Source organism: Bacillus lumedeiriae (assembly GCF_044891285.1).
Classification (GTDB): Bacteria; Bacillota; Bacilli; order Bacillales; family Domibacillaceae; genus Pseudobacillus; species Pseudobacillus lumedeiriae.
This window is the reverse complement of record NZ_JAUIYO010000001.1, coordinates 100,877-120,561: the sequence shown is the minus strand read 5'-3', so window position 1 is coordinate 120,561 and position 19,685 is coordinate 100,877. Positions and strand designations below refer to the sequence as shown.

Below are 19,685 nucleotides of genomic sequence, written 5' to 3'. Positions count from 1 at the left end.
TTATGAAAGGGATTAAAGCAGATATCCTTGCTTTCGGTGCCCATGCGGATGATATTGAAATCGGCATGGGCGGCACAGCGGCTAAATATGCCGCTGCTGGTCAAACAATTGTTTTTTGCGATTTAACGAAAGCAGAGCTGTCATCGAACGGCACGGTGGCTTCGAGGACAGAAGAAGCACAAAAGGCGGCGGATCTGTTAGGTGTTCAAGAAAGAGTGACGCTTGATTTGCCTGACCGAGGCTTGTTTTTAACACAGGAATCGATTCGATCCGTAGCAGAGATCATTCGCCTCTATCAGCCGAAAGTTATTTTTGCTCCTTACGAGAAAGACCGGCATCCAGATCACGGTGCCTGTTCCCGTATTGTACAAGAAGCTTTTTTCTCTGCGGGCATTAGAAAGTATGAAACGAATGGAAAAGACAATGCCCATAAAGCGGATCGTCTGTATTTTTATATGATTAATGGCTTCCACTCTCCTGACTTTTGTGTCGATACGAGTGACTTTATGCATACAAAAAAACAAAGTTTGCAAGCATATAGGAGTCAATTTGAAATGGGAGCGGATTCAGTAGTCACTCCTTTAACGAGCGGATACATAGAGGCAGTTGAAGCAAGGGACCGAATGATGGGTAAAGAAGTCGGTCAGACATTTGCGGAAGGTTTCCTGACGACAGTGCCTTTGCTGATAGAACATGATTTGATAGGGGATAAAGAATGAAATTAAAGATAGGCATCGTATGCTACCCTACTGTCGGCGGATCCGGTGTAGTAGCAGCGGAACTCGGAAAGCTGCTTGCAGAAAAAGGGCATGACATTCATTTTATTACAACGGATCGGCCATTTAGGCTGAATCGGATGTATCATAATATTTACTTTCATCAGGTAGACGTGAACCAATATTCCGTTTTTCGGCATCCGCCGTATGAAATTTCACTAGCGAATAAAATCGCTGAAATCATTAGAAGGGAGCAGCTTGATATTTTACATGTGCATTATGCGATCCCACATGCTGTCTGTGCGATTTTAGGAAGACAAATTGCACGTTCCGATATTAAGATTGTGACCACTCTTCATGGCACCGATATTACAGTGCTTGGAAATGATCCTTCTCTAACCGCCGCTATTCGTTTTGGCATTGAGGAATCTGATGCTGTCACGGCTGTCTCCAAAGCACTCATTACACAGACGATGGATGTGCTTCATCCGGAAAAAAGCATCCATCCTATTTATAATTTTATTGACGAACGGGTGTACCGGAAAATGCCGTCAGATGATCGTCTGCGCAATGAGTTTGGCATTGCCCCCGAAGAAAAAGTAATTATGCACGTATCCAATTTTCGCAGTGTTAAAAGAGTCCCGGATGTCATTCGCGTTTTCAAGCGGCTGCGAGAAAAGATGCCTGCAAAATTACTTCTTGTCGGGGACGGTCCAGAAATGACCGTCGTCTGCCAGCTTGTTGCAGAGCTGAATTTAGAGAATTGCGTCTTGTTTCTTGGCAAGCAGGATAACTTGGAAGAATTGTATGCCATTAGCGATCTCGTGCTGTTGTTGTCTGAAAAGGAGAGCTTCGGTCTCGTCCTTCTTGAAGCGATGGCTTGCGGTGTTCCTTGTATTGGCACGAACGTTGGAGGGATTCCAGAAATCATTGAAAATGGAAGAAACGGGTTTATTTCTGAAGTAGGAGATATCGAATCGATGGCAAAGCAAGCTTTCCTGCTCCTGAATGATGAAGCCGTTTATGCGAAAGTAAGTGAACAGGCGGTTCAAACCGTGCAAACCCGCTTTCATTCAGAAGGGATCATTCAGCAGTATGAACAGTTATATTTTGCTCTGCTGACTGAACAAGAAGGTGTCGAGCGTGAGTAATCGGCTAATGTTTGAACAAGCCTCACCGATATTGGCAAGACTTGAGGAAGAAGGGTTTACAGCCTATTATGTCGGCGGCGCAGTGAGAGACTTTTTGTTGAACAGGCCGATTGGAGATGTGGATATCGCTACTTCTGCTTTGCCGGAGGAAGTAAAGGCTGTTTTTCCAAAAACAGTAGATGTGGGCATCGAACATGGCACAGTACTCGTTCTTTGGCACGGGGGCGGCTACGAAGTGACGACTTTTCGAACAGAAACCGATTATAAGGATTTCCGCCGGCCGGAAACAGTATCTTTCGTTCGAACGCTTGAAGAAGATCTGCAAAGAAGGGATTTTACGATCAACGCGATGGCCATGGATCGGCACGGAGCCATTATTGATCCTTTCGACGGCAAGGAAGCTCTGCAATCTCAGCAAATAAAAACGGTCGGCTGCGCGGAGGAACGATTTTCGGAGGATGCGCTGCGAATGATGCGGGCGGCAAGGTTTGCCAGTCAGCTCGGTTTTCACGTGGAGATGGAAACGAAACAGGCATTAAAACGCTGTGCACATTTATTGAAACATATTGCTGTCGAACGAAAATTAATGGAAATGAATAAATTATTGGCTGGAAAGGAAACGAGAGCCGGCTTGCGGGTGCTCCTTGAGGGAGGCTTAGCCCCTTTTCTGCCCGGGCTGGATGGGGAAGAGGACGTATTGACGAAGATGCTTTCATATGATCTTAGCCGCTTAACGCTTCAGCAAAAGTGGCTTTTTCTGCTCGTCCTTCTTACGCCTGCTGCCGCAGATCAGTGGCTAAAAGCGTGGCGAATGCCGGCTAAAACCATCAAATATCTAACCGGGACTTATGAGTGGTTTTTGCAGCGTGGAAAAGATGAGTGGCCTGTTTTTTCATTGTATGAAGCAGGAGTGGAGCGGGCAGCAGATGTGGAGGCGGTAAGCGCCCTTCTTGCCGGGCGCTCCGCTCACATAGGTCCTCTTGAAAAGCGGTATGCAGATCTGCCGATAAAAGATCGCAAAGAACTTGCCGTTACGGGAAAAGAATTGAAAGTGTGGAAAAATGAACGGGGCGGCCCATGGATGAAAAGTTATCTTGAGACGATCGAACGGGCTGTTGTTGAAAGGAAAGTTGAAAATAGCACAGAAAAAATAAAGGAGTGGCTGGAAGCGTGCAATCTTCTGTAAAACAGCAATTATTAGAGGCATTTTCAAAAGCGGATGGAGAATTTGTATCCGGACAGGCGCTTGCGGAAATTCTCGGCTGTTCGCGGACGGCCATCTGGAAGCATATTGAAGCATTAAGACAAGAAGGATTTGAGCTGGAAGCCGTTCGGAAAAAAGGGTATCGTATTTTAACAAAGCCGGATAAAGTGACAGAAAATGAGATTTTGATTGGATTGCAGACGGACTGGCTCGGCAAGAAAATTGTCTCGCTGGAAACAACAGATTCTACTCAAAAAGAAGCTCACCGATTAGCTCAAGAAGCTTTTAAAGAAGGAACCGTTGTTATTGCGGAAGAGCAGACAGCGGGCCGGGGGCGAATGGCAAGAGAATGGTATTCTCCAAAGTACACCGGCATTTGGATGAGTATTATATTAAAACCGTCGCTGCCGCCTTATAAAGCGCCGCAATTTACCCTTATTACAGCGGTCGCAATTATAGAAGCGATTATGGAAACGACCGGGCTTCATCCTGAAATTAAGTGGCCGAACGATATTTTGTTAAACGGAAAAAAAGTCACCGGCATTTTAACAGAACTGCAGGCGGATGCTGATCAGATTCATTCGATTATTATCGGAATCGGTATGAACGCCAACCAGAAAGAATTTCCAGATGAATTGAAAGAGATCGCCACTTCACTCGCTATTGAAAAAGGCGAGGTCGTTTCACGGTCACAGCTCGTTCAGGTAATTTTGAAAAATCTTGAAATGTACTATGATGTTTATATGAAAGAAGGATTTACGAATATAAAAAAACGCTGGGAAAAATATGCCCTTTCTATTGGCAAACAAATTACAGCCCGCACAGTTACCGGTGCTATCCGCGGCAAAGCACTTGGCATTACGGAAGAAGGTGTGCTGAAGCTGCTTGATGAGGAAGGGACCATTCACGATATTTACTCAGCGGATATCGAAATCGATCCAAAAACGCATTGATACTTATAAACAATGGAGGAATCTCAAAAGTTTAGCCTTTGGGATTCCTCCATCTTGTTTAAATGAATAAGCTGCGTTGTGTAGCGATTTTTGGATTTATATACGGAATATGCACGATAATCAGGTTTTTGAACAAACTGCTAGAACTTATGCGCAAATATTATAAATGTATGTGCGGTTATATCCAGATTGTGTATGGGAACGGTCAAGATGTGCACGCAGGTTAAATATCTCCATTTTTTAATAAGGAAAGATAGAGCAGGCGATCATCATTTTCAGCGGGAGTGCCCCGGCCATCGGTGTTATTCGTCACAACATATAAACTGTCATTATCTACATACACATCTCTTAGCCGGCCCCCCTGATCAAAAAAGACCGTCATTTCCTTGTTCTCTAGATTCAATGCAAGCAGTTTTTCCCCTCTAAGTGTGGCAATAAAAAGTTTGCCGTCATGATAAGCCATCCCTGAAGGAGCCCACGTTTCATTTCCAGAGTGAATCATCGGTGTTTCCATCCCTGCTTTTTTTTCGCCTCCTTCGATGACAGGCCAGCCGTAATTTTTGCCGGGAGTGATAATATTAATTTCATCATGAGCGCTTTGCCCGTGTTCGGCCGCATACATCGTTCTATTCTCACTCCAGGCTATCCCTTGCGGATTCCGATGACCATACGAAAAAACGTAGGAATCTTCAAAAGGGTTGTCTTCCGGGACCGAGCCGTCTAGGTTAAGCCGCAGAATTTTTCCAGAGAGCGTCTGTATATTTTGTGCAGATTGTTTCATACCAGCATCTCCAGCGGTTACATACAATTTGCTGTCGGGGCCAATGGCGAGCCGTCCGCCGTTATGAATGAAGCCGCCGGGAATGCCCGCTAACAGTACCTTTGTTTCTTTCCATAGATTTTCCTGTTTTTGAATTTGGATGATGCGGTTCAATATCCTTTCGCCGTCATGATACGTATGGTACACATAAGCGAGATGATTCTGAGAGAAGCCAGGGTCAAGCTCAAAGCCTAATAAACCTCCTTCACCTTCGTGCAAAACGGGTTGGCTCAGTTTCAACTCCATCAGTTCCTTTTTACCGTTGGGAAGCACATGAACGATATTTCCTCCACGCTGGCTAATAAAAAAAGTATCATCAAGCTTTGTAATATCCCATGGAACCTGCAGGTTTTCTGCGATTACTTCTGTTTCAGTTGATGCATCAGCAGTGGGGTTTTGTGAAGCAGTACTTTTACTTGTTCCTTTTTCGGGAGAGGCGCATCCCGAAAGTAAAATGAGAGCGGCCAGCAGCCATTTTTTCATGTCATCACCTTCCTAATTCAAATGAATCTTACTCATCATGATACCCAAACGTTGAAATTTACAATAGTCAAAAAAAAAAGATATTGCTATAATAAAAGCGGGCAGTATCGTTATCGAACTGCACTCGTCTATTGTGAAGCCACAGGAATAGTTAAATAAGCGAAAATTCTGCCTTGATCCGTAAAGGACAGGGACAGAGGGTCGAAACAACGAATACAATTATTCGGGTCCTTCTGTGTCTGAAGGACCCTTTTTATTTTATGATTGTTTCGTCTCCTCTGAATGAAAAAGGAGGAAGCGTAGATGAAGCAAACGAGTGATTTTATCAAAATGAAAAAAGACGGCGAAAAAATTGCCATGATCACAGCTTACGACTATCCATCTGCTAAATTATCAGAAGAAGGCGGAGCGGATATTATCTTAGTAGGTGATTCTCTAGGAATGGTCGTTCTTGGTTATGAATCGACCGTTCCCGTTACACTCGATGATATGATTCATCATACGAAAGCAGTTAAGCGAGGCGCAAAAGAGACATTTATCGTTACAGACCTTCCTTTTATGACTCATCATATTAGCAGAGAAGAGACGATGCGGGCTGCTAGAAAGCTTATGCAAGAAGCGGGTGCGCATGCTGTGAAGCTTGAGGGTGGAGAAGGAACGGTGGAAGCAGTTCGGGAGCTGACACGTGCCGGTGTACCGACGGTCGCTCACTTAGGGCTGACACCACAGTCAGTCGGTGTTCTCGGAGGCTATAAAGTGCAAGGGAAAACGGCAGAAGCGGCTAGGAAATTGATAGAAGAGGCGAAGGAATTAGAGAATGCGGGTGCCTTCATGATCGTGCTTGAGTGTGTTCCTTATCAAATTGCCGCCGAGGTGACGGCTGCACTTTCGATTCCGGTGATCGGAATAGGCGCAGGCAAAGAAACGGATGGACAAGTGCTTGTGTATCATGATCTTGTTCAATATGGTGTGAATCGCACGCCAAAATTTGTTAAATCATATGGCAATGTAAACCGTGTGATTACACCGGCAGTTTCCGCTTATGTAACAGAGGTAAAAAGCGGGGCATTTCCGGCAGAGGAACATTCATTCAAGATGACAGAAGAAGAAGTAGAAGCGTTATATGGAGGGTTACGTTCATGAAAGTAGTCAAAACAGTGGCAGAACTAAAAGATTTTGTGCGGGCAGAGAAAAACGCAGGGCATCAAATCGGTCTTGTACCGACAATGGGTTTTCTGCATGAAGGCCATCTCGCTTTAGCTGAAAAAGCACGGAAAGATAACGACGCTGTAATTATGAGTATTTTTGTTAATCCGCTGCAGTTTGGCCCGAATGAAGACTTTGAACGTTATCCGCGTGATGTGGAAAGAGATACGAAATTAGCAGCAGCAGCAGGGGTGGACTGTCTTTTTGTTCCTGAAGTAGAAGAAATGTATCCGGCCCCTTCGGTCGTGACAATGACTGTCGCAGCAAGAACAGATAAGATGTGTGGTGTGAAACGTCCTGGCCACTTTGATGGAGTTGTGACGGTCGTAACCAAGCTGTTTCATTTAGCTCAACCGGACAAAGCCTATTTCGGCTTAAAAGATGCTCAGCAATTTGCTGTGATTGACGGGCTGGTTAATTCATTGAACTTCCCCGTAGAAATCATTGGTGTTGAAACGATTAGAGAGGAGGATGGGCTGGCAAAAAGCTCCCGTAACGTCTACTTAACTGAAGAGGAACGTATTCAGGCCCCTTATTTGCAGAAAGCGCTGCAGCTAGGTGTTCAAAGCGCTGTGCAGGGGGAAAAAAGCACAGAGAAAGTGATCGAACGGACCATCTCCTACTTGCAGGAACATGCCGGAGCAGCCGTTGATTATGTCGAATTGCTTTCCTATCCTGAATTAGAGCCTTTAGAACAAGTACAAGGAAAGATGGTTCTTGCCGCAGCCGTCAATTATTCAAAAGCGCGCTTAATCGATAACATCATTTTTAATGTAAACGAGGGGAGATGAATGAAGATGTTTCGTACGATGATGAATGGAAAAATCCACCGGGCCACTGTAACAGAAGCCAACTTAAATTATGTAGGCAGCATTACCATTGATCAGGATTTAATCGATGCAGCGGGAATGACTGTGAATGAGAAAGTGCAAATTGTCAATAACAATAACGGCGCCCGTTTAGAAACGTATGTTATCCCTGGTGAACGAGGAAGCGGCGTTGTTTGCTTAAATGGAGCAGCAGCGAGACTTGTCCAGCCGGGCGATAAAGTGATTATTATCTCTTATGTAATGGTCGCTGAAGAGAAAGTGAAAGATCACCAGCCGAAAGTGGTCGTTGCCGGTGAGAATAATGAAATTGAACAGCTTCTTCATGAGGAGATTGCTGGTACGATTATTTAAAAGGTAGAAAGAATGGGGCTGACCCAAAAGGTCGTTAAAAACGACTTTTTAGGGTCGGTCTTTTTTAGATTAAACTTATTAGATATTGTTGGATCATTTCAGTGAACATGAGAGACGTTCCTCTTCTTGCTTCAACGTTTGTGGAAAGGAAATCAACGGATAAATTTAAAGAACCATACAAAGGGATGGATGATCGAATAAAATATGAAGACGGCTTTTTAGGACGGCCTTATTCTACAATGTACATTCTGGCTCTTTCTCAATTTTATATGTTACACTAAATAAGGAGATTTTATTTAAAAAAGGTGTGTTAAGCCGCTATGACGTATCCAAAATTTGTCGTCACTGACCTTGAAACGACCGGCCATGCGTCGAAAGGGAATGACCGCATTATCCAGGCCTCCTTTGTCGTTATTGAAAATAAACAAATTACCGGACAGTATACTTCTTTTTTTAACCCGCAGATGCCTATTCCTATGTTTATTGAGGAGCTGACGGGGATTTCGGATGAGATGGTGAAAGATGCTCCGCTTTTTCATGAAGCAGCGAAAGATATTCTTCCCCTATTAGACGATGCTGTTTTTGTTGCCCACAATGTCGCTTTTGATCTTCAATTTCTTCAGGCGGAGCTTGAAAGGGCGGGATACTCCTCCTTTTCAGGTGCAACGATTGACACGGTAGAGCTGGCTAGAATTGTCTGGCCGATGTCAGACAGCTATAAATTGGGAGAGTTAACCGGTAACCTCGGTTTAATCCACGATCGGCCGCATCAGGCGGACAGCGATGCTTATGTCACAGCAGAAATGCTCTTAATGATGATAGAGAAGCTCGAAAGCCTTCCTATGGTGACACTGGAAAAACTAGAACAGCTTGCCCGGCGGTTAAAAAGCGATATTTATTTATTAATGAAGGCCATCATTGAGACGAAACAGCGCAATATCGAACAGCTGCCGGAGCAGATAGAAGTATATAGAGGGCTTGCTCTTCGCAAAAAGAAGATTGAGCGGAGGTTCGTCGAAAAAGCTTCCTTAGCTTACCCGGAAACAAAGGAAGAGAAGGCAGCTTTACTCTCCGCTGTGCCCCAGTTTGAACTTCGAAATAGCCAAATGGATATGATGAATCTTGTTTATGAATCCCTGCAGATCTCTAAACATTTGGCGGTAGAAGCAGGAACAGGTACAGGGAAATCACTCGGCTATTTGCTGCCGGCTGTCTACCGAAGCAAACAAGAAAAAGAACCCGTTATTGTGAGTACGTATACCGTGATTCTCCAGCAGCAGCTATTGCAGAAGGAGATCCGTCAACTGCAAAAAGTATTGCCATTTCAGATTATGGCAGCTGTGTTAAAAGGAAGAAGCCACTATATCGATTTGTATAAATTTACTCAAAGTTTGAAAGAAACAAGTGATAATTATGACTTTGTTCTTGCTAAAATGCAGATTCTTACTTGGCTGCTTGAGACAGAAATAGGAGATGTGGACGAAATTAATTTGTCCTCCGGCGGTGAACTTTTTTGGAACGAAATTAAACAAGACGGAGATTACATGAATAAAGGCCGCAAAGCGTGGCTGGATAAAGATTTTTACTTACACGCGAAAAAGCAGGCAAAGGAAGCAGACATTGTAATTACGAATCATTCGCTGCTTGTAGCAGACTTGGCAGCAAAAAAATCTGTGTTCCCCCCCTATACGCATGTCATTATTGATGAAGCCCATCATTTCGAGCGGGCGGCACGAGATCGCCTTGGTGTATCCATTGATCAGACGGGGTGTAAACAATTATTCGGCAAAGTCGGTACGTATGAACAAAAGGAACTGTTTTATCAAATTGAACAGTTATTCGTGAAGTACTGTTTATCGGAACAGGAAGATGAACGGATCTCCATTAATCGAAAGCTTCAAGAACTCCAGTTTGAAAGTGACGAATGGTTTAAAGTGCTGCAGATGTACTTTGACCATCATACGAAAAAAAGGGCTGGAAGCAGTTGGCATCGGCGCCAGCTGCGATTAACTTCCGAATCAAGACAACTTACTTATTGGGATCACGTAGAATATGGAGCGGAAAGAATTGATCTGTTAATAGGAGAACTCGTCGTCTGGATGAAGCAGCGGCTGAAGAAAATCACTGAATTTCGTGAACAAATGACAGCATCAGAACAGATGAAAATGGATGATTTCCAAGAAATGATTGAAGAATGGCAAGACTTTCAGCTGGCACTGGAAAAAATCATTTTTCGTCCAGAAGAGGATGAGGTCATTTGGATGGAGGGAGACAGCCGTTCCCTTTCTAACACATTTGTCCTTAAATCTCATCCGATGGAAGTGGCAAAGATGATTCAAGAAGCTATTCTTGAAAAGAAACATGTAATTTTCACTTCAGCAACGTTAACAGTGAACGGCTCCTTTCAGTTTTTCGCTGCAGAGTCAGGATTGTCCTCATTCGATCATAATGAAGTGATCTTATCGTCTCCTTTTGACTTTCAGAAAAATTGCCGGATGATCATTCCTAACGATGTACCTAACGTAAAAAGTGTATATCACGAGGAGTACATTGAAGCACTGGCTAATCATTTAACTGCCGTCGCTGAAGCAGCAAAAGGCAGAATGCTCGTTTTATTCACTTCGTTCGATATGATGAAGAGAACTCACGATTTGATGAAAGACAGCGGGCTGATCGATGACTATATTTTGTTAGCACAAGGTATTACGAACGGGAGCAGAGCCCGGCTGACAAGGAATTTCCAAAGGTTTGATAAGGCGATTCTATTTGGTACGAATAGTTTTTGGGAAGGCATCGATATTCCTGGAAAAGACTTGTCTTGTCTCGTCATCGTCCGTCTGCCTTTTTCGCCGCCGGACGAGCCGTTTACGCAGGCGAAAAATGAACAGCTTACTCAAATAGGAAAAAACGCTTTTTCAGCGTATTCTCTTCCGCAGGCTGTTTTGCGCTTCAAGCAGGGTTTTGGACGATTAATTAGGAGCAGTACAGACAGAGGGATCATTATCGTATTTGACCGGCGTATACAAACGAATACGTATGGAAAAACCTTTTTGCGTTCGATCCCCGACATTCCTGTAAAGGAAGCATCGCTTAGTGAAACGGTTGAGATGATTGAAGACTGGCTGTGATTTCCGGACGGTGCCCGCGTTTATTTTTGAGATGAATGACATACTCTAACGGTAGCGAAAGGAGCGGCCGTTATGAGGAAGATTATAGCTGTTATTATTTGTCTATTGTTCATTTTTCCTATGTATGCGGATGCATCCGTCGTCCATTTGAATTTGAAAGCAGATGAATTTGCTCTTTCATTTTTGCCGCTGACTGATGGAGAAGCAGCCATTTTGCATACGGCGGACGGACGCCATTACTTAATTAACACGGGCTATAAGGGCACCGGAGCGGAAATCTTTCGATACATGAATCAATTTCAGATTCGTACATTGGACGGTCTCATTATTACGGAAAAAAAATATTGGCAAGAGCCCATTATCCATCAATTAGTAAAAAAGCGGAAGCTGAAAAAAGTAATCTCTGGCCTGCCGATGCAGGGAACCTTTCAGGAGGACGGTCTCATATATGAAGAGTGGAAAGAGGGGGACTTGCGGAAGCTGGGACCCGGGGTTCACTTAGTTGTTCTTTATAGTGGATTGAAAAAAGGAGAAGGGCTTGATTTCTCCATTAAACATTATGATTCTCGATTTTTATGGATGTCGTCAGCTTCCCCATCAGCTGAAAAGAAAATGTTCACTCATTCTCTCAAAGACAGCAACATTGTGAAGATCCCTATGTTTGGAAAACGGGGAAGCATATCTTACAGTTTATTGACGCACATCGATCCGCAAACGGCTGTCTTATTTAAGCAAAAAAAACGACATCCAGACGGAGAGTTAATGGAAATGCTCCATCAAATGTGGATTGATATTTACTATACTGAACAGCATGGATTATTCACCATTAAATTTACGAAAGAAGGCTACGAAATCTTTTCTGTACCCTATTTGAAATAGAGGGGATTCTAATTTTTTCGAAAAATTTATTAATGACCTTCGATGATTTCCTGCTATAATATAAAAGAATGGAGGCATTCAAATGGAAAGTAAAATTGAAGTTTTATCCACTGTCACCATCAAGAACCAGCCTGACTTGTATAAAGTGGTCGATATATTGAACCGCACGTTAAAGCGGGAAGATCTCATGTTTGGTCTGGCACTCGATAAAAAAGACAAAGATAAAGCTGTTTTTACTATTTACCGTACATAGTTATGATGAAAAAGAAAAGAATAGTGGAGGTATTCCCCGTGAACGTTCAATTAGCTCAACGAGTTAAAGCATTAACTCCTTCTACAACACTTGCTATTACAGCTAAAGCAAAAGAAATGAAGGCACAAGGCATCGATGTTATTGGTCTTGGAGCAGGAGAGCCTGATTTTAATACGCCAGCACATATCATTGAAGCTGCCTATGAATCATTGAAAAAAGGACAGACAAAATATACGCCGTCCGGAGGTCTGCCAGAATTAAAAGATGCGATCATCGGCAAGTTTGAGAAAGATCAAGGTATTTCATACAAACGCAGCGAGATCATTGTGACTGTCGGAGCAAAACATGCTCTATATACGTTGTTTCAAGTCATTTTGGATGAAGGAGATGAAGTCATCATCCCGACTCCATACTGGGTAAGTTATCCAGAGCAAGTCAAATTAGCTGATGGTACACCGGTATACATTGATGGTAAAGAAGGAAATAACTTCAAAATTACACCAGAGCAGCTTGAATCCGCTATTACAGCGAAAACAAAAGCCGTCATTATTAACTCGCCAAGTAATCCTACAGGTATGCTTTATTCGAAAGAAGAATTGCAGGCACTTGGAGAAGTGGCGTTGAAACATAACATTTGGATCGTTTCAGATGAAATTTATGAAAAGCTTGTTTATGGTGAGAATAAGCACGTATCTATTGCAGAGATTTCGCCTGCTTTAAAAGAACAGACAATCATTATTAACGGTGTGTCAAAATCTCATTCGATGACAGGATGGCGTATTGGCTATGCTGCTGGTAATGAACAAGTGATTACAGCGATGACCGATCTTGCAAGTCATTCGACATCTAATCCAACAGCCGTATCCCAATACGGTACGATTGCAGCGTATGAGGGAACGCAAGAACCAGTAGAAGAAATGAAAAAAGCATTTGCAGAGCGTTTAAATATTATTCATCGTAAGCTGAATGAGATTCCAGGTGTCAGCTGCTTAAAACCGCAGGGAGCTTTCTATTTGTTCCCGAATGTGAAAGAAGCGGCAGCATTGACAGGGTTCAGTGATGTAGATGGTTTTGTAAAAGCACTTCTCGAGGAAGCAAAAGTAGCGGTTATTCCAGGAAGCGGTTTCGGTTCCCCAGATAATATCCGTCTATCTTACGCGACTTCTCTTGACTTGCTTGAAAAGGCGGTTGACCGTATTGCAGAGTATGTTAACAGTCATGCGGCAGCTAAGAAATAATTCTATAGAATAAAACATTATACGAGAGAAAGAAATAGAAGAGTCTGGCTCAAAAAAGGTCTGGCCTTACTTTTAATGTACTGTATATAGTGGATGTCTATCCTTCAAATACATAAGTACATTGATGTTGTGAGGTCTGAAACTTTGAATTTGGGTCAGGCTCTCTTTTTTATGGGAAATAAAGGGAGGATGTCCACTTCTTGAATTTCATAAAGAAAGCCAGCTATAATATGAACAAATAGGCGAGTAATGACTGGACGGAAGGGGGCCGCTTAGATGAAAACGGTGATAGCAGAAGCAGGTCAATTCGTTGGACAAGAAGTGACCATTGGAGCATGGCTGGTAAATAGACGTTCCAGCGGCAATAGGGCTTTTTTGCAATTCCGCGATGGAACAGGCTTTATTCAAGGGATAGTCGTAAAAAGTGATGTCGGAGAAGATTTGTTTAAAAAAGCAAAATCTGCTGTCAAAGGATCTTCTGTGTACGTTACCGGAATGGTTCAAGAAGATCACAACTCCCTGATTGGATGTGAATTGATCATAACCAATCTAGAAATTGTTTCTGTGTTGATGGATCCCCTAGAGGTATCAAATACGTACGGCATCGAATCGGAAGCGGATCACCACCACCTATGGTTCCGATCCCGCCGCCAGCATGCAGTCATGAAAATTCGCAATGAGATCATCCGGTCGACGACAGCTTTTTTTAAACAACAGGGGTTTGTTCAAGAAGATCAATCGGTTGTCATGCGTAATGCACCGGAAGCAGCGTCAGCTGGAATGATGTTTTCCTTTAAGCAGGATGTCCGGTCAGACAAATTACATGCGGGACGTCATCTAATTGAATGCTGGATGATTGAGCCGACGACAGCTTGCTCTTATTTTGAAGATCATCTGAAGGTACAAGAAGAATACGTCATTCATATCATCCGCTCGGTACTAAAGAACTGCCAATTAGAGTTGGACCGGCTCGGACGGGATACACTAAAGCTTGAGAACGTTCAAGCCCCGTTTCCGAGAATTACGTATGATCAAGCTCTCGAATTTTTACACAAGAATGGATTTCATCATATGAAATGGGGAGATCATTTCGATGCTTCTCATAAAACAGCGATCGCAGAACGCTACGGGTATCCGATGTTTATTACGGATTACCCTGCTTTGATGAAATCATGTTATATACCGCTGGGTGAAAGTCGTGAGAAAATCGTATTATGTGCTGTACTCATTGCACCTGAAAGATCTGGCGAAATGATGGCCGATTCGAAACGGATGAAGGAACAGGCCATTGTCCAAGAAAATGACATATGGGGTCCCCAATGGAGGAAGAATAGCCCTTTCCCATATGTAAGTATTGAACTCTCCCTTGAACAGATGATTGCTTGGATTAGTGGAGTAGAGCGCATTCATGAAATGATTCCTTTCCCGCAGGTCATACATCATCTACCTGCTTCCTCCCAGTGTAGAGTTGGGAAACTGAAACGTTAAATTTGGGGCGCTGACCATTTGTTTTTTAACTGAATGAAGCGTTCATGTTTCCTGAATAATAATTTCTTAGTTGTCAATTCTCATTTTTAAAATGGCATCATGATATACTAGGAACGAGGTGTCTGCGATGGAACAAAAAGATTTATTAATGCACTGGATGGATGAAGGAATGGTCAGTGTGCCGCAAGTGCTGCTGGCTCATTATAGTAGATTGAAGTTGTCGGAAGCTGAACTTGTCTTGCTTCTGCAGATTTTTGCATGTAAACAGAAAGGCCGGCATTTCCCGACATTCGAGGAACTGTCCGCTTCTATGACCATTTCTACTGAAGAGTGTTCAACTCTAGTACAAAAGCTCATACAACAGCAAGTCATTGCAATCGAACAAGGGGATGCGCTAGGTTTTGAACGTTATTCGTTAAAACCTCTTTGGGAAAAGTTGGCGAATTTTATGATTCAGCAGTCTAGACAGTCTACTCTTCATCAAGCGATGAACGAGGAGCAAAATTTATATACTTGTTTCGAACAAGAATTTGGCCGGCCGCTGTCGCCGCTTGAATGCGAAACGCTGGCTATTTGGATTGATCAAGATCATCATGATGCTGTTATTATTAAAGCTGCCCTGAGGGAAGCTGTTATTTCCGGAAAACTGAATTTCCGCTATATTGATCGAATTCTTTTCGAATGGAAAAAGCAAGGAATTGAAACGCTGGAGCAAGCGAGGGAATATGGTCAGCGTTTCAGGCAGCATCAACAACCCTCCTCTGATCAAGTGCAGCGATCTAAAAAAGCCGTTCCTTTTTATAACTGGCTTGAACAGTAAAAGGAGAGAAAGAATCATGCTGAATAAAACACAAATACGCTATTGTCTCGACACGATGGCTGAGATGTTTCCAGATGCTCATTGTGAATTGAACCATGATAACCCATTTGAATTAGTTATTGCAGTGGCATTGTCAGCTCAATGTACAGACGCGCTAGTGAATAAAGTGACAAAGGATTTATTTAAAAAATATAAAACGCCAGAAGATTACTTGTCTGTTCCTCTCGAAGAACTTCAAGAGGATATTCGTTCGATTGGTTTATTTCGTAATAAAGCTAAGAACATTCAAAAGTTAAGCCGGATGCTCTTAGAGGAAATGAATGGCGAAGTACCTAGAACACAGGATGAACTCGTTAAGCTTCCGGGTGTTGGCCGCAAGACAGCGAATGTAGTCGCTTCTGTTGCTTTCGGTGTGCCTGCGATTGCTGTTGATACGCACGTAGAGAGAGTAAGTAAACGGCTCGGTTTTTGCCGCTGGAAAGACACTGTCACAGGGGTAGAAGAGACGCTTATGCGAAAAATTCCAAAGGAAGAATGGTCAGTTACTCATCATCGCCTCATTTTTTTCGGGCGATACCATTGCAAGGCGCAATCTCCTCAATGTGACATCTGTCCGTTGCTCGACTTATGTCGTGAAGGGAAAAAACGGATGAAGAGGAACGTGGGGTGAAGAAGCAGTTCATTACCATTCCACATGAATTAAGGCACGCGTTGTTTTTTACAGGAGAAGAAGTAAGGCTGCCAGCTGAGGTTTCCATAGGGGCCTATCCATTTTTTATTTATGAAATGTTAGGACAGGAACAACCGTGGCTTAGTGAGGAAAAGGGATTGTCTATGATTGAAGCCGAATGGCATGAGCTGAAAATGACACTACAACAAAAATTCGAAAAGCGTGATCAAACCATTCAGGAGGAAATGAAAGCAGCCATTGCCTTGTTTTTTATGGAACTGTTTTGGTCAAATAGTCTGCCTGTTCAATTAAATGGCTGGCAGCAAAAAATAAGCTTCCTTGAGATCAAACCGGTAAATATGAAGGAGCGGATTGAATTTATTCTGCGGCGGCCTTATTCTTATCAGGCATACATACAACTCTGTGAACTAATGACGGAACAGGTCAAGAAGATAGCGAGGTATCGTGTGGTAAAAAAATAGGCTTTGTTATAGAACGTTTTTAGCTAATAAAAAAGCAGGATGGCGCTTCATTCGCCATCCTGCTTTTTTATTTATGTGTATGTTTCCTCTATTGTTGAGTAATAGAGGAAGGAAGAACTACATATCTGAATCTTGTTGTGTATTGCCAGGGGAAGGGGTAAGTGTTCCTCCTGTTTCAGGCGGTGCAGTTGGTGGTGTAGTGGTTGGCGGCGCATTGTTATTTCCGCCATTGTTACCATTGTTGCTGTCATTGCCGTTATTTCCGCCATTGTTATTATTGTTGTTACCGTTGCCGTTATTTCCGCCATTGTTATTATTGTTGTTACCGTTGCCGTTATTTCCGCCATTGTTATTATCGTTGTTACCGTTGCCGTTATTTCCGCCATTGTTATTATCGTTGTTACCGTTGCCGTTATTTCCGCCATTGTTGTTACCATTGTCCCCAGGCTGTTCCGGTGGTAAGACGTCGGTACTATCATCTTGTGGAGGCTCTTCTTCTCCCGGAACAGTGATCGAAGTCGATGCGGTATCGAGTGTTTCGCCATCGACTGTGACAGTTACAGTGTAACTATACGACTGTCCTGGCTGGGCGTTGCCGAAGACCGCTGAGTTTCCGCCTGTTGACTGTGATTCTCCGGTAGATGAGGAAACAGTAAAGCTTGGTGAACCTTTGCCTCCGAATGACCAGGATACTGAAATACTTTGAGAAGCTGCATCATAGGAAGCTGTTAAGTTTTCAATTTTTCCTTCTTTCTCTTTTTCCTTCTCTTCATCTTTCTCTTTTTCTTTGAAATCATTAAATACTTTTTTTGGCTCTTCTCCTCTAATAAAGAGTTCATATACCTTTTCGCTGCTAGGTGTGCCCGCTCCGGCAATTTGAGCTGGATTTGTTCCTTTTTTAATTGGTAATTCAACAACACTGTTTGGTTTTTTGAAGTTTTTCGTTTCTTTATCAGATGAAACTTCTTCCATTAGATTCTTAAACAGTTCTTTAGAAATATTTTGGCTGTTTTTGGATAAATAATCGCTTTTCTTTTCATATCCTGTCCAAATAGCTGCCGTATAGTTCGTTGTATAGCCAACGAACCATGAATCCGGGGCAGCTGATGAGGAGATGTTCCAATCTCTTTTTTCCTTGGCTGTGTAGTTCGTTGTCCCTGTCTTACCTGCAACAGGAAGGCCTGGAATGTTAGCTCTTCGTCCGGTTCCTTCTTTGACAACATCTTTCAATACATCAGTGATCATATAGGCAGTATAATCACTCATTGCTTTTTGAGGTTTGATGTCATTCTTTACTTCTGTTTCACCATCTGATAAGACAATTTTCTTTACGGTATGCGGCTTGTTATACGTTCCGCCATTACCAAAAGCAGCATACGCACCAGATAAATCAAGCGGAGAAATACCGCCCATTGCTCCGATAGAGTTAGATTCATTTTCTGATTGATGCTCTGGAATATGAATACCAACATTGTTTAAAAATTCGTTTGCTTTTTCATGTCCAACTTTTTGATACGTTTGCAGTGCCGGAATGTTACGCGAGTGTACTAGTGCTGTTCTTAAAGTGATCGGGCCCATATAAGAGCCGCCTGCATTTCGGATCGGCGCACCATTCGAGTAGGAATATGGCCGGTCATCCAGCTGCTGATAGGTCGACCATTTCAAATATTCGATGGCCGGTCCATAATCGATAAGGGGTTTAATAACTGATCCAGGCTGACGCTGTTTCAAGTCCACTGCATAGTTAAAGCCGCGTTCCACTTCTTGGTTCCGTCCGCCGCCGATTGCCCTTACTTCTCCAGTCTTCGTATCAATCAAAGAAATACCAGCTTGGAATTTTTCGCTCGGATAGTGAATGATCTCATCTGTATTCAACAGTTTTTCCATATATGTTTGTGCTTTTGGATCAAGTGTTGTATAGATTTTTAGACCGTCAGAATAGGGATTATATTCCCCCATTGACTGTACTTCTTCCACAACCATATCGATATACGAATTGAACTTCTTTACATTTCCGGCATCAGGTTTCTTCTTAGCCACTTGTTCTTTAATCGATGTTTGTTTCGCTGCTTCCATGTCTGCAGCAGAAATTTTTTGATGCTGTTCCATTAAAGACAGAACGATATTGCGGCGTTTTTCCGCACGATCTGGATGATCGAACGGATTATAGTTATTTGGACTTTGCGGCATACCGGCAATGACAGCTGCTTCAGGAAGCGTCAATTCATCGAGGTCTTTATCAAAATAATGATTAGCCGCTTCTTTAATACCGTGGATACCATCTGACATATACACTTTGTTGACGTACATTTCAAAAATTTCTTCTTTGGAATACTCTTTATCAAGCTGGTAAGCAAGCCATGCTTCCTGTGCTTTTCTTTTTAACGTTTTATCAGGGGATAAGAAGGACATTTTCACTACTTGCTGTGTAATTGTACTCGCTCCCTCTGAACCAAAGCCTTCCGTTACGTTCTTAATAGCTGCTCCTCCGATACGGATGATGTCGATTCCATGGTGTTGGAAAAAGCGAGCATCTTCCGTAGCAAGGATGGCATCTCTCACTAACTGGGGAATATCTTCATATTTGACGTAATCCCGCTTGGCTGAGCCTACAGATGTAATGAAATCGCCATTCATATCGTAAATTTTTGACGATATCGGATCGCGAAGCAGTGCTTGATCAAGCTTGGGGGTGTCCTTCACCATCAGGGCAAATGTGCCAGCGCCTGCTGCCATTGATAAAAGAAATAAGGCGGCAAGGGTAAAAAATATTTTTTTAGCTAGGGACGCTGTTCTTTTTTTTGAATTTTTTGCCGTTGGCGCTTCTTGCTTAGCGGTGCGCTTGTTCTTCTGCTTTCTTCTTTCTATACGTGAATTATACTGATCAGACATTTGTCCAATATCCTCGCTTTCGATGAAAATAAAAAGTGGTTACATTTACTGTCATAGCATGTCTACAAAATAGAAAATGTAACTTTCATTTACGTTTATATGATGAGCGGAAGGTTCTTGT

At 42.8% G+C, this 19,685-nt stretch carries 17 protein-coding genes; 15 read left to right on the top strand and 2 right to left on the bottom strand.

The genetic code is table 11. From position 1 onward, the window contains the following. The first annotated feature begins 2 nt into the window (after nucleotides 1-2). Genes bshB1 through QYG89_RS00605 form a run of 4 tightly spaced genes read left to right on the top strand, consistent with a single transcriptional unit; the run spans nucleotide 3 to nucleotide 4,024 of the window. Nucleotides 3-719: a bacillithiol biosynthesis deacetylase BshB1 gene (bshB1, locus tag QYG89_RS00620; protein WP_404313696.1), complete on the top strand. Its 717-nt coding sequence runs from the start codon at nucleotides 3-5 to the stop codon at nucleotides 717-719. Continuing rightward, nucleotides 716-1,867 (top strand): N-acetyl-alpha-D-glucosaminyl L-malate synthase BshA, encoded by a 1,152-nt coding sequence (gene bshA, locus QYG89_RS00615; RefSeq protein ID WP_404313695.1) that lies wholly within the window; start codon nucleotides 716-718, stop codon nucleotides 1,865-1,867. Before bshB1 ends, bshA begins: the two co-directional genes overlap by 4 nt. After that, complete coding sequence (locus QYG89_RS00610; RefSeq protein WP_404313694.1) at nucleotides 1,860-3,053, top strand: CCA tRNA nucleotidyltransferase; 1,194 nt, start codon at nucleotides 1,860-1,862, stop codon at nucleotides 3,051-3,053. The genes bshA and QYG89_RS00610 overlap by 8 nt, the downstream gene beginning before the upstream one ends. After that, nucleotides 3,038-4,024, top strand: a complete 987-nt coding sequence (locus tag QYG89_RS00605) for a biotin--[acetyl-CoA-carboxylase] ligase (RefSeq protein ID WP_404313693.1) — start codon at nucleotides 3,038-3,040, stop codon at nucleotides 4,022-4,024. The genes QYG89_RS00610 and QYG89_RS00605 overlap by 16 nt, the downstream gene beginning before the upstream one ends. A 223-nt stretch (nucleotides 4,025-4,247) precedes the next feature. Here the strand turns inward: QYG89_RS00605 and QYG89_RS00600 are convergent, their stop codons facing one another. After that, the gene (locus tag QYG89_RS00600; protein WP_404313692.1) at nucleotides 4,248-5,327 is read right to left on the bottom strand and encodes a PQQ-dependent sugar dehydrogenase; all 1,080 of its coding nucleotides are present in this window, start codon (nucleotides 5,325-5,327) and stop codon (nucleotides 4,248-4,250) included. Nucleotides 5,328-5,630: 303 nt separating this feature from the next. Here QYG89_RS00600 and panB point away from each other — a divergent pair, with 303 nt between their 5' ends. From panB to QYG89_RS00545, 11 genes are all read left to right on the top strand, one after another. Further along, a complete protein-coding gene (panB, locus tag QYG89_RS00595) occupies nucleotides 5,631-6,470 on the top strand; it encodes a 3-methyl-2-oxobutanoate hydroxymethyltransferase (RefSeq protein WP_404313691.1) in 840 nt (279 codons plus the stop codon). After that, nucleotides 6,467-7,324 (top strand): pantoate--beta-alanine ligase, encoded by an 858-nt coding sequence (gene panC, locus QYG89_RS00590; RefSeq protein WP_404313690.1) that lies wholly within the window; start codon nucleotides 6,467-6,469, stop codon nucleotides 7,322-7,324. Before panB ends, panC begins: the two co-directional genes overlap by 4 nt. A gap of 6 nt (nucleotides 7,325-7,330) precedes the next feature. Next, nucleotides 7,331-7,714 carry an aspartate 1-decarboxylase gene (gene panD, locus QYG89_RS00585; protein ID WP_404314555.1) on the top strand — a complete coding sequence of 128 codons (384 nt, stop codon included), beginning with the start codon at nucleotides 7,331-7,333 and terminating at the stop codon, nucleotides 7,712-7,714. Nucleotides 7,715-8,034: 320 nt separating this feature from the next. Then, a complete protein-coding gene (dinG, locus tag QYG89_RS00580; RefSeq protein ID WP_404313689.1) occupies nucleotides 8,035-10,842 on the top strand; it encodes an ATP-dependent DNA helicase DinG in 2,808 nt (935 codons plus the stop codon). Nucleotides 10,843-10,914: 72 nt separating this feature from the next. Beyond that, entirely contained in the window at nucleotides 10,915-11,721 is an 807-nt protein-coding gene (locus tag QYG89_RS00575) for a ComEC/Rec2 family competence protein (protein ID WP_404313688.1), read from the top strand. An 82-nt stretch (nucleotides 11,722-11,803) separates the two neighbouring features. Beyond that, nucleotides 11,804-11,974 (top strand): YpmA family protein, encoded by a 171-nt coding sequence (locus QYG89_RS00570; protein ID WP_404313687.1) that lies wholly within the window; start codon nucleotides 11,804-11,806, stop codon nucleotides 11,972-11,974. 38 nt (nucleotides 11,975-12,012) lie between these two features. Then, nucleotides 12,013-13,212, top strand: a complete 1,200-nt coding sequence (locus QYG89_RS00565; protein WP_404313686.1) for a pyridoxal phosphate-dependent aminotransferase — start codon at nucleotides 12,013-12,015, stop codon at nucleotides 13,210-13,212. A 276-nt stretch (nucleotides 13,213-13,488) separates the two neighbouring features. Continuing rightward, nucleotides 13,489-14,700: an amino acid--tRNA ligase-related protein gene (locus QYG89_RS00560; RefSeq protein WP_404313685.1), complete on the top strand. Its 1,212-nt coding sequence runs from the start codon at nucleotides 13,489-13,491 to the stop codon at nucleotides 14,698-14,700. Nucleotides 14,701-14,827: 127 nt separating this feature from the next. Next, nucleotides 14,828-15,520, top strand: coding sequence for a DnaD domain-containing protein (locus QYG89_RS00555; RefSeq protein WP_404313684.1), 693 nt, complete (start codon nucleotides 14,828-14,830; stop codon nucleotides 15,518-15,520). A 16-nt stretch (nucleotides 15,521-15,536) separates the two neighbouring features. Continuing rightward, the gene (gene nth / locus QYG89_RS00550) at nucleotides 15,537-16,190 is read left to right on the top strand and encodes an endonuclease III (protein ID WP_404313683.1); all 654 of its coding nucleotides are present in this window, start codon (nucleotides 15,537-15,539) and stop codon (nucleotides 16,188-16,190) included. Continuing rightward, nucleotides 16,187-16,672 (top strand): YpoC family protein, encoded by a 486-nt coding sequence (locus QYG89_RS00545; RefSeq protein WP_404313682.1) that lies wholly within the window; start codon nucleotides 16,187-16,189, stop codon nucleotides 16,670-16,672. The genes nth and QYG89_RS00545 overlap by 4 nt, the downstream gene beginning before the upstream one ends. Nucleotides 16,673-16,789: 117 nt before the next feature. Here the strand turns inward: QYG89_RS00545 and QYG89_RS00540 are convergent, their stop codons facing one another. Then, nucleotides 16,790-19,564, bottom strand: a complete 2,775-nt coding sequence (locus QYG89_RS00540) for a transglycosylase domain-containing protein (protein WP_404313681.1) — start codon at nucleotides 19,562-19,564, stop codon at nucleotides 16,790-16,792. Nucleotides 19,565-19,685: the final 121 nt, after the last annotated feature.